This window comes from Micromonospora sp. NPDC049101 (assembly GCF_040648675.1).
In the GTDB taxonomy this organism is placed as follows: Bacteria; Actinomycetota; Actinomycetes; order Mycobacteriales; family Micromonosporaceae; genus Micromonospora.
In genome coordinates this window covers 69,930-84,199 of record NZ_JBEZED010000028.1, presented here as the reverse complement: position 1 = coordinate 84,199, position 14,270 = coordinate 69,930, and the positions used below count along the sequence as shown (strand labels likewise).

16 protein-coding genes are annotated in these 14,270 nt (G+C 72.1%); 3 read left to right on the top strand and 13 right to left on the bottom strand.

Annotated elements, in window-relative coordinates; all coding sequences use genetic code 11:
• Nucleotides 1–209 precede the first annotated feature (209 nt).
• From AB0B57_RS29885 to recO, 3 genes are all read right to left on the bottom strand, one after another.
• Nucleotides 210–395 (bottom strand): hypothetical protein, encoded by a 186-nt coding sequence (locus AB0B57_RS29885; RefSeq protein ID WP_179780512.1) that lies wholly within the window; start codon nucleotides 393–395, stop codon nucleotides 210–212.
• Between the two features lie 71 nt (nucleotides 396–466).
• On the bottom strand, nucleotides 467–1,279 hold the full coding sequence (locus tag AB0B57_RS29880; protein ID WP_357077130.1) for an isoprenyl transferase: 813 nt from the start codon (nucleotides 1,277–1,279) through the stop codon (nucleotides 467–469).
• Between the two features lie 4 nt (nucleotides 1,280–1,283).
• On the bottom strand, nucleotides 1,284–2,150 hold the full coding sequence (gene recO, locus AB0B57_RS29875) for a DNA repair protein RecO (protein WP_357077126.1): 867 nt from the start codon (nucleotides 2,148–2,150) through the stop codon (nucleotides 1,284–1,286).
• 102 nt (nucleotides 2,151–2,252) lie between these two features.
• Here recO and AB0B57_RS29870 point away from each other — a divergent pair, with 102 nt between their 5' ends.
• On the top strand, nucleotides 2,253–3,059 hold the full coding sequence (locus AB0B57_RS29870) for a DUF4097 family beta strand repeat-containing protein (RefSeq protein WP_357077123.1): 807 nt from the start codon (nucleotides 2,253–2,255) through the stop codon (nucleotides 3,057–3,059).
• Nucleotides 3,060–3,269: 210 nt separating this feature from the next.
• On the opposite strand, the gene era is transcribed toward AB0B57_RS29870, so the two are convergent.
• From era to AB0B57_RS29835, 7 genes are all read right to left on the bottom strand, one after another.
• Nucleotides 3,270–4,166 (bottom strand): GTPase Era, encoded by an 897-nt coding sequence (gene era / locus AB0B57_RS29865; protein ID WP_357077225.1) that lies wholly within the window; start codon nucleotides 4,164–4,166, stop codon nucleotides 3,270–3,272.
• A gap of 5 nt (nucleotides 4,167–4,171) precedes the next feature.
• Nucleotides 4,172–4,558: a cytidine deaminase gene (locus AB0B57_RS29860; RefSeq protein ID WP_357077121.1), complete on the bottom strand. Its 387-nt coding sequence runs from the start codon at nucleotides 4,556–4,558 to the stop codon at nucleotides 4,172–4,174.
• Nucleotides 4,551–5,975, bottom strand: a complete 1,425-nt coding sequence (locus AB0B57_RS29855) for a hemolysin family protein (RefSeq protein ID WP_357077222.1) — start codon at nucleotides 5,973–5,975, stop codon at nucleotides 4,551–4,553. The genes AB0B57_RS29860 and AB0B57_RS29855 overlap by 8 nt, the downstream gene beginning before the upstream one ends.
• Nucleotides 5,951–6,424 carry an rRNA maturation RNase YbeY gene (gene ybeY, locus AB0B57_RS29850; RefSeq protein WP_357077118.1) on the bottom strand — a complete coding sequence of 158 codons (474 nt, stop codon included), beginning with the start codon at nucleotides 6,422–6,424 and terminating at the stop codon, nucleotides 5,951–5,953. Before ybeY ends, AB0B57_RS29855 begins: the two co-directional genes overlap by 25 nt.
• A gap of 15 nt (nucleotides 6,425–6,439) precedes the next feature.
• The gene (locus AB0B57_RS29845; protein ID WP_357077115.1) at nucleotides 6,440–7,498 is read right to left on the bottom strand and encodes a PhoH family protein; all 1,059 of its coding nucleotides are present in this window, start codon (nucleotides 7,496–7,498) and stop codon (nucleotides 6,440–6,442) included.
• Nucleotides 7,499–7,629: 131 nt separating this feature from the next.
• Nucleotides 7,630–9,015 (bottom strand): serine hydrolase domain-containing protein, encoded by a 1,386-nt coding sequence (locus tag AB0B57_RS29840; protein WP_357077112.1) that lies wholly within the window; start codon nucleotides 9,013–9,015, stop codon nucleotides 7,630–7,632.
• The gene (locus AB0B57_RS29835) at nucleotides 9,012–9,371 is read right to left on the bottom strand and encodes a histidine triad nucleotide-binding protein (protein ID WP_238678505.1); all 360 of its coding nucleotides are present in this window, start codon (nucleotides 9,369–9,371) and stop codon (nucleotides 9,012–9,014) included. The genes AB0B57_RS29840 and AB0B57_RS29835 overlap by 4 nt, the downstream gene beginning before the upstream one ends.
• Nucleotides 9,372–9,417: 46 nt before the next feature.
• Here AB0B57_RS29835 and AB0B57_RS29830 point away from each other — a divergent pair, with 46 nt between their 5' ends.
• Together AB0B57_RS29830 and ppk2 are read left to right on the top strand one after the other, a co-directional pair.
• Complete coding sequence (locus tag AB0B57_RS29830; protein WP_357077108.1) at nucleotides 9,418–10,179, top strand: SDR family oxidoreductase; 762 nt, start codon at nucleotides 9,418–9,420, stop codon at nucleotides 10,177–10,179.
• A 72-nt stretch (nucleotides 10,180–10,251) separates the two neighbouring features.
• Complete coding sequence (gene ppk2 / locus AB0B57_RS29825) at nucleotides 10,252–11,163, top strand: polyphosphate kinase 2 (protein WP_357077105.1); 912 nt, start codon at nucleotides 10,252–10,254, stop codon at nucleotides 11,161–11,163.
• A gap of 16 nt (nucleotides 11,164–11,179) precedes the next feature.
• Here the strand turns inward: ppk2 and AB0B57_RS29820 are convergent, their stop codons facing one another.
• From AB0B57_RS29820 to hrcA, 3 genes are all read right to left on the bottom strand, one after another.
• Entirely contained in the window at nucleotides 11,180–11,914 is a 735-nt protein-coding gene (locus AB0B57_RS29820) for a 16S rRNA (uracil(1498)-N(3))-methyltransferase (protein ID WP_357077102.1), read from the bottom strand.
• Between the two features lies 1 nt (nucleotide 11,915).
• The gene (gene dnaJ, locus AB0B57_RS29815; protein ID WP_357077219.1) at nucleotides 11,916–13,064 is read right to left on the bottom strand and encodes a molecular chaperone DnaJ; all 1,149 of its coding nucleotides are present in this window, start codon (nucleotides 13,062–13,064) and stop codon (nucleotides 11,916–11,918) included.
• A gap of 75 nt (nucleotides 13,065–13,139) precedes the next feature.
• A complete protein-coding gene (hrcA, locus tag AB0B57_RS29810) occupies nucleotides 13,140–14,162 on the bottom strand; it encodes a heat-inducible transcriptional repressor HrcA (protein ID WP_357077100.1) in 1,023 nt (340 codons plus the stop codon).
• Nucleotides 14,163–14,270: the final 108 nt, after the last annotated feature.

Below are 14,270 nucleotides of genomic sequence, written 5' to 3'. Positions count from 1 at the left end.
GCACTTGTGGTGCCGCACAAAAGTCGGGAAAGCGCCGGAACCGCCCACCACAACTCCATGATCGGCCGGGCGGCGGGTGGGGGCGGGGGTGGGGGTGGGGTGGGGGCGGGGCGGGGGCGGGCGTGGGGTGGGGGCGGGCGGAGCCCGAAGCACGCGGCGCCGCCCGCACCGGGTGGGTGCGGGCGGCGCCGGGGACGGGCGAGGGCTGGTTAGAAGAAGCGGCGACGCTTGGCCTTCTGGGGACGCATCAGGTCCGCGCCCTTGGTCAGCAACCGGGTCACTCCGGAGGGACCACGGCGGGCCTCCAGGGTGTGGCTGAGCCGGCGGGCACCGGCAGCCGCCAGGGGCACCGCAACCGCCATCACCGCCCACTGGGCAATGCGCTTCTGGATCATGTGGGTTCACCTCCGTCAGTGGCTTCTGACATGGGTGATACCCAGAGTGACGGGAGAGTAAGCGCGTCGGCTCAGATCACCGGGGCGACCGGGTTGGGCAGTGCCCCGCCGAAGCGTCGGTCCCGTTGCGCGTACAGCTCGCACGCATACCAGAGGTGGCGGCGGTCGAAGTCGGGCCAGAGCGTGTCCAGGAAGACCAGTTCGGCGTACGCGGACTGCCAGAGCATGAAGTTGGAGATCCGTTCCTCCCCGGAGGGACGCAGGAACAGGTCCACCTCCGGGATCTCCGGGTGGTAGAGGTATTTCGCCACGGTCTTCTCGGTGACCTTGGCCGGGTCCAGTCGGCCGGCCGCCACGTCGCGGGCGATCGCGGCGGCCGCGTCGCCGATCTCGGCCTGCCCGCCGTAGTTGACGCAGAACTGCAGGGTCAACGTCGAGTTGTCCTGGGACATCTCCTCGGCGGTCTGCAACTCGGAGATGACGCTCTTCCACAACCGGCCGGACCGACCCGACCAGACCACCCGTACGCCGAGGTCGACCAACTGGTCACGGCGCCGACGGATCACGTCCCGGTTGAACCCCATCAGAAACCGGACCTCGTCGGGCGAGCGCCGCCAGTTCTCGGTGGAGAACGCGTACGCCGTCAGGTACGGGATGCCCATCTCGATCGCGCCCTCGATGGTGTCGAAGAGGCTGTGCTCTCCCGCCTCGTGACCCTTGGTGCGCGCCAACCCACGATCCTTGGCCCAGCGACCGTTGCCGTCCATCACCACCGCCACGTGCTTCGGCACCGCCTCGGTGGGCAGTGCCGGCGGCCGGGCGCCGGACGGGTGCGGTGTCGGCGGCGTCGGCTCGCGCCGGCCCGCCTTCTTCGATCGGATCACTCGGTCACTCCCTGTTCGTGCCGTCCGCCCCGGCCTCAACGTCGCCACGTGGCCGGAGCACCACGACCCCGGTGCCATCCGGCGGCGAGGTCGTGCCGGCCGCCGAGGGACCCCGGTCGACCAGCGGCAGCGAGCGTAGCGCGCGCTCCAGGTGCCACTGCAGGTGAGCCGCGACCAGCCCGCTGCACTCCCGGCGTACGCCGGTGTCGGTGGCGTCGGCCAGCACCCAGTCGCCGGTGGTCAGTGCGGACATCAGGTCGATGGTGGCCGGCGCGGGGTGGGCCGCGCCGGGTGGTCGGCAGTCCGGGCAGACCGCGCCACCCGCCGGTACGGAGAACGCCCGGTGTCGCCCGGGGGTGCCGCAGACCGCACAGGCGATCAGCGCCGGCGCCCAGCCGGCGAGGGCCATCCCCCGCAGCAGGTACGCGTCGAGCACCAGGGTGGTGGCGTGCTCGCCCCGGGACAGCGCCTTCAGCGCGCCGACGGTGAGCTGGAACAGCCGCAGCGACGGCTCCCGCTCGACCGGGGTCAACCGCTCGGCGGTCTCGGCGATCGCACTGGCCGCCGTGTAGCGGGGATAGTCCCCGAGGAACCGCTTGCCGTACAGGTCGATGCCCTCGACCTGGCTGACGCTGTGCAGCGAGCTGCCGTGGTTGCCCTTCGGGTCGCCGGCGAGCTGGAGGTCGACGTGGCCGAACGGCTCCAGCCGGGCGCCGAACTTGCTGGTGGTGCGGCGAATCCCCCGGGCCACCGCGCGCAGCCGGCCGTGTCGACGGGTGAGCAGGGTGATGATCCGGTCGGACTCGCCGAGCTTTTGCACACGCAGCACCACCGCGTCGTCGCGGTAGAGCTGTCGGCGATACCCGGCCATCGGGCCATTCTCCCTCGGGGTGTGAAATCAGGGTTGGTTCGGGGTGGATGCGCGGACGAACCCCGATGCGCCCGACTCGTCACCGGCCGTAGCGTGCGGGTCATGGCAATGCACCCCACCACCGGCGCCGTCCGTCGGCGCGCCACCGCACCCGTCGCTCTGGGCCTGGCAACGACCCTCATCCTGCTCGCCGGGTGCGACAACCTGGCCATGCGTCGGCTCGACTACGACGACACCGAGTCGGCGAAGATCACCACCATCCGGGTCCTGCCGGGTGCGGGCGACGTGATCGTCCGGGGCAACGGCACGGCGGGCGAGGCGCGGATCAAGCGAGTGGTGCGCTACCAGGGTGGCGAACCCCATGCCCGGTACGAGATCAAGGGCAGCGAGTTGGTGCTGGACACCGACTGCGGGGACCGGTGCAGCATTTCCTACGAGGTGGCCCTGCCGGAGGGTGTGGCTCTCCAGGGCGAGTCCGGCTCCGGCGACGTCGAGCTGAGCCGGGTCGGCACGGTGGATCTGCGGCTGGGCTCCGGCGACGTACGGATCGTCGGCGCGTCCGGCGCGGTCGGGGTCGAGACGGGTTCCGGTGACATCGAGGTGAGCGAGGCCAGCGGGGCGGTCCGGCTGCGCGCCGGCTCCGGGGACATCACCGCGCGCCGGTTGGGTGGCGCGGTCGACGCGGAGGCCGGGTCCGGCAATGTCAACGTCGAGCTGGACAAGCCCGCCGCCGCCCGCGCCCATGCCTCCAGCGGTGATGTCACGCTGCTGGTGCCGGCGGGCAGCTACCGGGTCCGGTCCAACACCGGCTCCGGCGACGCGCGGGTCACCGTCGCCGACGACCCGGCCGCGTCACTGGTGCTCGACGGTTCGGCCGGCAGCGGCAACGTGACCATCAGCCAGCGCTGACGGCGCCGCCCGCCACCGGGCCGACCCGGCCGCAAGGCGGCACGGTGCCGCGCCGCTCGGCCGCAAGACGGCACTGCCGCGCCGCTCGGCCGCAAGACGGCACTGCCGCGCCGCTCGGCCTCAAGCCGGCACGGCCGCGCCGCCCGGCCGCAAGGCGGGCGGGCCGCACCGCTCGGAGGCGGGCCCGGTTGGCCGCCTCGGCGAGAACGCTCAGAAGCCCAGCTTGCGCAGCTGCCTCGGGTCGCGCTGCCAGTCCTTCGCGACCCGCACGTGCAGGTCGAGATAGACCCGGCTGCCGAGCAGCTCCTCGATCTGCCGGCGAGCGTTGGTGCCGACCTCCTTGAGCCGGCTCGCCTTGTGGCCGAGCACGATCGCCTTCTGGCTGGGCCGTTCCACGTACAGGTCGGCGTAGATCTTCATGACCTGACCCTCGGGGATCATCTCCTCCACCACCACGGCGATGGAGTGCGGCAGCTCGTCCCGGACCCCCTCCAGGGCGGCCTCCCGGATCAGCTCCGCGACCAGCACCTGCTCGGGGTCGTCGGTGAGCATGTCGTCCGGGTAGAGCTGCGGCGACGGCGGCAGGTATTTGGTCATCACGTCGACGAGCGTGTCCACCTGGTGCCCGGAGACGGCGCTCACCGGCACGATCTCGGTGAACTCTCCCATCTGGCTCACCGCGAGCAACTGCTCCGCCAGGCGGCGCTTGTCGACCAGGTCGGTCTTGGTGACCACCGCCAACACGGTGGCCTTCAGCTCGGCCAGCTCGCCGGTGATGAACCGGTCGCCGCGCCCCACCGGCTCGTCGGCCGGGATGCAGAGGCCGATCACGTCGACCTCCGTCCAGGTGGACCGGACCAGGTCGTTGAGACGTTCGCCGAGCAGCGTACGGGGGCGGTGCAGGCCCGGCGTGTCGACCAGGACCAGCTGCGACTCCGGACGGTGCAGCACGGCCCGGATGACGTGCCTGGTGGTCTGCGGCTTGTTCGAGGTAATCGCGATCTTGGTGCCGACGATGGCGTTGGTCAGCGTCGACTTGCCGGCGTTGGGCCGGCCGACGAAGCAACCGAACCCGGCCCGGTACGGCTGCGCCTGCGGGTCCGGCACGGAGCTCACTGCGCCACCGTGCCGAGGACCGTGCCGTCCGGCGCGGCCACGTGGATCGGCGCGTCCACCGTGAGGTCACGCACGGCCGCGTGCCCGGCGCCGTCAAGTGTCGACGCCTCGGTCACCACCACCGCGGCCTCCAGCCGGCTCGCCCCGGCGGCCACGGCCGACGCGACCGCCAACTGCAACGCGGTGAGGGTCAGCGACGGCAATGCGACGCTGGCCGCCGCGTACGTCCGGCCGTCCTGATCCCGGACCGCGGCGCCCTCCACGGCGGCGACCCGGCCGCGGGCTCCCCGGGCTAGGACGACCAGCTTGGCGTCCTCGGCGCTCAGGGGCGTCGGCGCGCTGGGGGCGGGCCGAGCGGCAGGCACGGGGGGTGTGTCAGGCATCGGCGGACTGCCTCTCGTCGTCTCGGTAGTTGGTCGTGTCGTTCCCGGAGCCGGCCTGCTCGCCACGCCCCGCGGTGTCCTGCTCATGGCCCGACTCCACCCGGCTGACCAGGACGGTGTCGATCCGGTTGCGCCGACCGGTGGTGCCCTCGGCGAGCAGCCGGAGACCGGCGACCTCGACCTCCGCGCCGGGGATCGGCACCCGCCCCAGAGACTGGGCCAGCAGGCCACCGACCGTCTCCACCTCGTCGGTGGGCAGATCGGTGTCGAACATCTCGCCCAGACTCTCCACTGGCAGGCGGGCGGTCACCCGTACCGAGGAGTCCGTCAGACGTTCGACGGGCGGGCGTTCGACATCGTACTCGTCGGTGATCTCACCGACGATCTCCTCCAGGATGTCCTCGATGGTGACCAGACCGCCGGTGCCGCCGTACTCGTCGACCACGATGACCAGGTGGTTGCGGGCCGCCTGCATCTCCGACAGCAGGTCGTCGACCGGCTTGGACTCCGGCACGAAGGTCGCCGGGCGCATCAGCTCGGCCACCGGCAACTGCTCGGCCGCCGGGTCTCCACCACGGGAGCGCCGGATCAGATCCTTGAGGTAGAGCACACCGAGCACGTCGTCGACGCTCTCGCCGATCACCGGGATGCGGGAGAACCCGGAACGCAGGAAGAGCACAAGCGCCTGCGCGAGCGTCTTGCCCTCCTCGATCCACACCATCTCGGTACGCGGCACCATCACCTCACGGGCGATGGTGTCACCGAGCGCGAAGACCGAGTGGATCATCTGACGTTCGCCGTGCTCGACGACGCCGCGCTGCTCGGCCAGGTCGACCAGCTCACGCAACTCGACCTGGCTGGCGAACGGCCCCTCCCGGAAGCCGCGGCCCGGCGTGACCGCGTTGCCGATCAGGATCAGCAGCGAGGCGAGCGGGTTGAGCGCCCGGCCCAGCCAGCGGACCAGCGGCGCCACCGCGCGACCCACGGCGTACGCGTGCTGCCGGCCGATGGTGCGCGGGGCGACGCCGACCACCACGAAGCTGACCACGGTCATCGCGCCGGCGGTGACCAGCGCGGCCCGCCAGCCGGCGCCGAAGCTGTCCACCGCGACAAGCGCCACCAGGGTGGTGGCGGTCAGCTCGGCGAGCAGCCGCAACAGCAGAAGCAGGTTGAGGTGCCGGACGACGTCGCCGGCCACGGCCTGCAGGGTGCGGGCGCCCCGCACACCGTCGCGCGCCAGCTCGCCGGCGCGCGCCGGCGAGATCGCGGCGAGCGCCGCCTCGGTCATCGCGATCAGGCCGGCCAACACCACCAGGCCGGCCGCGAAGACGATCAGCTGCAGGTCGGGAAGGCCGGCGGTGGCGCCGGCCGCCAGTAACGGAGGAGTGGACATCACTGGGTGCGGGTCGACCGCCAGCTCGACAGCAGGCGGGCCTGGAGGGCGAACATCTCCCGCTCCTCCTCCGGCTCGGCGTGGTCATAGCCGAGCAGGTGCAGCACCCCGTGCACGGTGAGCAGGTGCAGCTCGTCGGCCGAGGCGTGCCCGGCGGTCGCCGCCTGCTTGGCCGCGACCTCCGGGCAGAGCACGATGTCGCCGAGCAGGGCGGGCTCGCCGCCGGCGGGGGCGGACTCCCCCGGGCCGTGGTCGACGCTGCCCTCGTCCATGGGGAACGCGAGCACGTCGGTCGGACCGTCGCCACCCATCCAGCGGTGGTTCAGCTCGGTCATGTAGTCGATGTCGACAAGCAGCACGGACAACTCGGCGAGGGGGTTGACCCCCATCTCGTCGAGAGCGTGCCGGGCGACGGCGAGCACGGCATCGGTGTCGACCTCGACACCGGACTCGTTGGCGATCTCGATGGACAACTGCTTTCCTCTGCTTTAGCGGCGGCGGCCGGCCCGGCCGCCCTGGGCGGGTCGCCCGGGCACGGCGTGGACGCCCTGCGCCTGCTGGTTCTCCCGCTCGGCGTCCCAGCGGGCGTACGCGTCGACGATCTCCCCCACCAGCCGGTGGCGGACCACGTCGGAGCTGGACAACTGGGAGAAGTGCACGTCCTCGACGTTTTCCAGGATCTCCCGGACGACCCGCAGACCGCTGCTCGTCCCGCCGGGAAGGTCCACCTGGGTGATGTCACCGGTCACGACGATCTTGGAATTGAAGCCTAGTCGGGTGAGGAACATCTTCATCTGCTCGGGCGTCGTGTTCTGCGCCTCGTCCAGGATGATGAACGCGTCGGAGAGCGTCCGGCCCCGCATGTAGGCCAGCGGGGCGACCTCGATCGTCCCCTGGGCCATCAGCTTGGGGATCGTCTCCGGGTCGAGCATCTCGTGCAGCGCGTCGTAGAGCGGGCGCAGGTAGGGGTCGATCTTCTCGTTGAGCGTGCCGGGCAGGAAGCCCAGTCGCTCGCCCGCCTCGACCGCCGGCCGGGTGAGGATGATCCGGTTGACCTGCTTGGCCTGCAACGCCTGGACGGCCTTCGCCATCGCCAGGTAGGTCTTGCCGGTGCCGGCCGGGCCGATACCGAAGACGATGGTGTGGGTGTCGATCGCGTCGACGTACCGCTTCTGCCCGAGCGTCTTGGGACGGATGGTGCGCCCGCGACGGGAGAGGATGTTGAGCGTCAGAACCTCGGCGGGCCGCTCGGCGCTGCCCTGCTCGAGCATGCCGACGGTACGCCGGACGGCGTCAGTGGTCAGGGTCTCGCCTTTCTCGATGAGTTCGAGCAGCTCGCTGAAGACCCGCTCGGCGAGGGCGTTGTCCGCGGGGTCACCGGTGATGGTGATCTCGTTGCCGCGGACGTGCACGTCGCTGCTGACCGAGCGTTCGACGAGCCGGAGGATCTCGTCACCTGCGCCGAGCAGATTGACCATGATCTTCGAGTCGGGCACGGTGATCTTGGTCTGCACCCGGGGCGGGCCGGGAGGTGGGGTGCCGGTCATAGGTTGGGCCGAAGGGCCCTGCGCACCTGCTCTCGATCTCGGCGCCGGCCCTGCTGGCACGGCGTGCGGACGTTACACCCATCGTATCCGTTCAACCCGGGCCGCACCGCGCCCATTTCCGCTGGCCGCGATCAACGCCCGGCCCGGAAGTCGTACCTGTCGAAGGTCTCCTGGTGACGGGTGAACCGGTACGTCGCCCAGTGCATCCGGACCACCGCGCCGGCCTCGTCGCGGGTCAGCCGCAGCAGCTCACCGACCTCCCGGCCGGAGACCGTGCGGAACACGTCCGGCTGGTCCGGCAGCGGGGTGAAGATCGCCGGCGGACGTCCGGCCGGATCGGCGGCCCCGCGCGCCCGCAGGGCGCCGTCGTGCCAGGAGAAGACGTACTCGAAGCCCTCGCCCCACCAGCGGCCGAGCGCTCCCCGCAGGTCGGCCGGAGCCGGCGCGCCGGGCCGCCAGGGCTCGACCTCGGCCGGGTCGTGCTCGACCGCCGCGGCGAGCAGTCGGTGCGGCAGGTCGAACAGCTCGGCCGCCGTGCCGGACGAGCCGAGCACCGCGGCACCCATCGCGCCGGCCGTGCCGTCGCCGCCCCGCCGGCCGTACACCCCGGCGAGGAAACCGGGCATCGCCCCGTCGTGCCCCACGTGCACCACCCGTTCCCCCTGCGGGACGAGGATCAGGCCGAGCCCGAAGCCCGCGCCCCAGAGCGTCTCGTCGGTGGTGGTCAGCGGCCAGCGCATCTCGTCGAGCGTGGTGGCGGCGAGGACCGCGCCGGCCGGGTCCAGTGCGGCCGGGTCGGCGAGGAACGCCGCCCAGCGGGCCATGTCGGTAGCGGTGCTCCAGAGCTGGGCGGCCGGGCCGACCGCGCCGAAGTCGGTGGGCGGTTCCGGGTGCGCCTCGTCGGAGTACGCGTCGACCAGGAACCCGGTGGCCGCCGTGGGCCGAGGGGTCACCGTCGTATCGGTCAGCCCCAGCGGGGTCAGGATCCGATCGGTGAGCGACCGCGCCCAGCTTCCGCCCCGGAGCCGGGCGACGAGTTGGCCGAGTACGGCCATGCCCAGGTTGGAGTAGTGGAACCGACGGCCGGTCGGCAGCACCCGCTCGGCCCGGTCCAGCTCGGCCACCAGCTGGTCGGCGTCCGGCGCGCGCAGGCTGTCCCAGACGTCACCGAACGGCTCGCGTTGCAGGCCGGCGGTGTGCGACAACAACCGGCGGACGGTCAGCTCGCCGTGTGCCGGAAGGTCCAGGTGCCGGCCGACCGGGTCGTCCAGGTCCAGCAGCCCGTCGTCGCGGCACTGGAGGACCAGCACCGCGGTGAAGGTCTTGGTGACCGAGCCGATGCGGAACTGGGTGCCCGACCCCAACGGGGTGTCGGTGCCGGTCGCGCCGACGGTGCAGCTCCACAGCGGCCGGTCGGCCCGGTGCAGCGCCGCCGACACCGCCGGCACCCGGGCGTCGGCCTGCACCCTGCGGACCAGCCGACCCAGTCGCTCGTGCACGTCGGGGACGGCCGTCACGCCAGGTTCCGGGCGAGCATCGGGCCGAGCGGTGCGCCACCGAGCAGGTGCGCGTGCACGTGGAACACCTCCTGCCCGCCGTACGCGCCGGTGTTGAACATCAGCCGGAAACCGTCGCCGAGCAGGCCCTCGTCCTCGGCCACCGCGGCGGACGTCGCCAGCACGTCCGCGGCCAGCGCCGGGTCACCCTGGGCGAGGGTGGCGACGTCGGCGTAGTGCTCCTTCGGAATGACCAGGACGTGCACCGGCGCCTTCGGGTCGATGTCACGGAAGGCGAGCGTGGTCTCGGTCTCGCGGACCACGGTGGCCGGGATCTCCCCGGCGACGATGCGGCAGAACAGGCAGTCGGATCCCATCGGGGCAGTGTAGAGAGACTAGCGGCGGCCGGGCAGGATGGCCGCCATGACGGATCGAGCGGTACTCGTGACCGGGGCCTCGCGCGGGATCGGCCGCGCGGTGGCGACAGCCTTCGCGGCCGGCGGCGACCGGGTGGCGATCCACCACCGCGACTCCACCGACGCGGCCGAGGAACTGCGCGCGCTGCTGCCCGGTGCCGGGCACGTGGTGGTCCGCGCCGATCTCACCGACCCGGACGCGGTCCGGGCCATGGTCGACCGGGCCGCCGAGCTGCTCGGCGGGCTGGACGTGCTGGTCAACAACGCCGGCACGTACGGCGACCGGGACGACCCGCACCCGATCTTCGGCGCCTCCTACGAGCAGTGGCAGCAGCGCTGGCGGCAGGTGCTGGAGACCAACCTGACCGGCGCCGGCAACGTCACCTGGTGCGCCGCCCAGCACATGCGCGAGCGTGGCGGTCGGATCGTCAACGTCTCGTCCCGGGGCGCGTTCCGCGGCGAGCCGGACCAGCCGGCGTACGGCGCCAGCAAGGCGGGACTGAACGCGCTGGGCCAGTCCCTGGCGGTGGCGCTCGCGCCGTACGGCATCACGGTCGCCACGGTCGCGCCGGGTTTCGTGGCGACCGACATGACCACCGAGCACCTGCGCGGCGAGAGCGGCGCGGCCATCCGGGCGCAGAGCCCGTTCGACCGGGTGGCCCAGCCGGAGGAGATCGCCGCCGCCGTGCACTGGCTGGCCTCGCCGCAGGCCGAGTGGGCCTCCGGCACCATCGTCGACCTCAACGGCGCCTCCTACCTGCGCAGCTGACGGCGGAACAGCCGCCCACATCACCCGGCCAGGGGGGTGGGTTGCGGCACGAGGAGGGTAAGTCTCACCGACATGACCGACTCCGCACTGCTGGACCTGACCGCCGACTACCGGGTGGCCGATGGCCACGACGACGATCCCGTCCTGCTCCGGCCGGACGGCACCCCCGTGGAGACCTGGCGGGAGGACTACCCGTACGACGAACGGATGGACCGCGACGAGTACGACCGGGACAAGCGGCTACTCCAGATCGAGTTGCTGAAACTCCAGGACTGGATCAAGGAGTCGGGCGAGCGGCTGGTGATCCTCTTCGAGGGTCGGGACGCGGCCGGCAAGGGCGGCACCATCAAACGCTTCATGGAGCACCTCAACCCGCGTGGCGCGTCGGTGGTGGCGCTGGCCAAGCCGGACGAGCGGGAAGCCGGCCAGTGGTACTTCCAGCGGTGGCTGGCCCACCTGCCGGCGGCCGGTGAGATCGTGCTGTTCGACCGGTCGTGGTACAACCGGGCCGGCGTCGAGCGGGTGATGGGCTTCTGCTCCCGCAAGGAGTACCTGGAGTTCCTGCGGCAGGCCCCGGAGTTGGAACGGATGCTGGTGCGCTCCGGCATCCGGCTGGTCAAGTTCTGGTTCTCGGTGTCGCAGAACGAGCAGCGCACCCGCTTCGCGATCCGCCAGGTGGACCCGGTTCGCCAGTGGAAGCTGTCCCCGATGGACATCGCCTCACTGGACCGCTGGGACGAGTACACGGAGGCGAAGGAGGCGAAGTTCTTCTGGACCGACACGGCCGACGCGCCGTGGACCGTCGTGAAGAGCAACGACAAGAAGCGGGCCCGCATCGAGGCGATGCGGCACGTGCTGCACCGCTTCGACTACGCCGGCAAGGATCCGGAGGTGGTCGGCACACCGGATCCGCAGATCATCGGCCCGGCCGGGCTGGACCTGACGCCGGAGGAGGAGGTCGTGCCGGTCTTTCCCCGCCCCTGAGCGAGCCGCCGGTCGATCACCAGCGGCCGAGGCGGGTCGCCAGGACGCTGAGCGCCGCCACCCCGGCCGTCGAGGTGCGCAGCACTGACGGCCCGAGCCGCACCGGTTGGCCGCCGGCGTCGCGGAACGCGGTCAGCTCCGCCGGGGCGATGCCGCCCTCCGGGCCGACCACCAGGACGATCTCACCGGCGGCGGGCAGTTCGGCGGTGGTCAGCCGCTCCTCGGCCTCCTCGTGCAGCACGAACCCGGCGGCAGCGCCGGCGATGCGGCGGGCGACGGTGGCGGTGGACTCGTCCGGCGCGCCGGCCACCACCGGCAGCCACGGGCGGCGGGCCTGCTTGGCGGCCTCCCGAGCGGTGGCCACCCACTTCTCCCGGGCGCGTACGCCCCGGTCGCCGCGCCACTGGGTCACCGAGCGCGACGCCGCCCAGGGCACGATCTCGTCCACCCCGACCTCGGTCATCGCCTGCACGGCCAGCTCGCCCCGGTCGCCCTTGGCGATGCCCTGCACGGTGACGATCCGGGGTACTGGCGCGTCCGCGTACCCCCGGGAGGTGATGGTGACCTCCAGGCTGCCCCGGCCGACGGCGGTGACCACGGCGGCGGCCGTGCCACCCCGGCCGTCGGCGAGCAGCAACTCCTCGCCGACGCGCAGCCGTTGCACGGTGGCGGCGTGGTGCCCCTCCGGGCCGTCCAGGGTCAGCGCGTCGCCGATGGGCAGCGTCTCGACCAGGAACAGCGGCGCGGACACCTCAGGCGTGCCCGTTGAACGCGTCGCGCATCCGGGAGAAGAAGCCGCCCTGCTTGGATAACTCGGCGACCTCCTCGCCACGGGTCTTGGCGAAGTCGCGCAGCATCTTCTCCTGGTCGGGGTCGAGCTTGGTCGGCGTGCGCACGTCCAGGTGCACGTAGAGGTCACCTCGGCCGGTGCCGCGCAGGTGCGGCACGCCCCGGGCGCGCAGTCGCAGCGTGCTGGCCGGCTGGGTGCCGGCCTTGACGTCGACCGTCTCCTCGCTGTCCAGGGTCTTGATGGTCAGCCGGGTGCCGAGCGCCGCCGCCGTCATCGGGACCGTGACGCGGCAGTGCAGGTCGTCGCCCTTGCGGGAGTACACGTCGTGTGGCCGCTCGTGGATCTCCACGTAGAGGTCACCGGCGGTGCCGCCACCCGGACCGACCTCGCCCTGCTGGGCCAGCCGGATCCGCATGCCGTCCTCGACGCCGGCCGGGATCTTGACGGTCAGCGAACGGCGGGTGCGCACCCGGCCGTCACCGGCGCAGGTGGGGCAGGGGTGCGGGATGGTGGTGCCGTAACCCTGGCAGACGGTGCACGGCCGGGCCGAGACCACCTGGCCGAGGAAGGTGCGCTGCACCGACTGCACCTCACCGCGGCCACCGCACGCCTCGCAGGTCGCCAGGTGCGTGCCGGCGGCCGTGCCGGCACCGGAGCAGGTGGTGCAGAGCACCGCGGTGTCGACGGTGATCGGCGCCTCGACGCCGAACGCCGTCTCGTGCAGGTCCAGTTCGAGTCGCAGGATCGCGTCGGCACCCGGGCGGGTCCGTGGTCGCGGGCCCCGGGCACCACCGGCCGCGCCACCGAAGAACGCGTCCATGATGTCCTGGAAACCGACGAACGGGCCGCCGGCACCACCCGGACCGCCCGGACCGCCGGCACCACCGCCACCCGGGGCGAGCGGGTCGCCACCCAGGTCGACGATCTGCCGCTTCCGGTCGTCCGAGAGGACCTCGTACGCGGCGTTGATGTCCTTGAACTTCTCCTGAGCCTCCGGGTCCGGATTGACGTCCGGGTGGAACTGGCGCGCCAGCTTGCGGTAGGCGCGCTTGATCTCGTCATCGGAGGCTTCCCGGCTCACACCGAGAATGCCGTAGTAGTCCCTGGCCACTGCGTTCCGTGTCCTCATGTTCGTCTCGCGTTGTGCCGGTCGGCGGCCGCAGCCGGCCGCATCGGCCCTGACCAATCAGTTCTGGGCCAGCAACTCGCCCACGTAGCGTGCCACGGCGCGGACCGTGGCGATGTTGCCGGGGTAGTCCATCCGCGTCGGCCCCAGCACCCCCAGGCCACCCAGGATGGTGGTGCCCGGGCCGTAGCCGGTGCTGACCACGGAGGCGGCCCGCAGGTTGTCGAACTCGTTCTCGTCGCCGATCAGCACACGGGTCGTGCTCGGCTCGGTCTCGCCGATGAGCTTGAGCAGCACGACCTCCTCCTCCAACGCCTCGAGGATCGGGCGCAGGGAACCCTGGAAGTCGAGCAGACCGCCCCGGGTGAGGTTGGCGGTGCCGGCCAGCGCGATGCGTTCCTCGTGCCGCTCGACGAGCGTCTCCAGCAGGACGGTGGCGAGTGTGGTCATGGTCGGACGCAGCCCGGCCGGCGCCTCCTCGACAAGCGCCTGCACCAACGGTGGCGTGTCGGACAGCCGCGCGCCGGCGAGCTTTTCGTTGACCAGCCGGCGCAGGTCCATGACGTCGTCGGCCGGCACCGGCCCGGGCAGCTCCACCAGCCGCTGCTCGACCCGCCCGGTGTCCGCGATCATGACGAGCATCAGCCGGGTGGTGGAGATCGGCACCAACTCCAGGTGCCGAACCGAGGAGCGGGCCAGGCTCGGGTACTGCACGACGGCCACCTGCCGGGTCAGCTGGGCGAGCAGTCGCACCGTGCGGTGCACCACGTCGTCGAGGTCGACCGCGCCGACCAGGAAACGCTCGATGGCCCGCCGCTCGGCCGGGCTGAGTGGCTTGACCCGGGACAACCGGTCGACGAAGAGCCGGTAGCCGCGGTCGGTGGGCACCCGGCCGGCACTCGTGTGCGGCTGCCGGATGTAGCCCTCCTCCTCCAGCACGGCCATGTCGTTGCGGACCGTGGCCGGGGACACCCCGAGCTGGTGCCGCTCGACAAGCGCCTTGCTGCCGACCGGCTCCTGGGTGGAGACGTAGTCCTCGACGATCGCGCGGAGCACGGCGAGTTTCCGGTCGTCGAGACCCATCCTCCGCACCTCCTGTCGCACGTCGGCCGCCGGCGCCGTGGGGCCGGTCGAGCCGCCCTGGCACTCGACTGTAACGAGTGCCAGTCTACTTCGGCGTACCCACCGGCG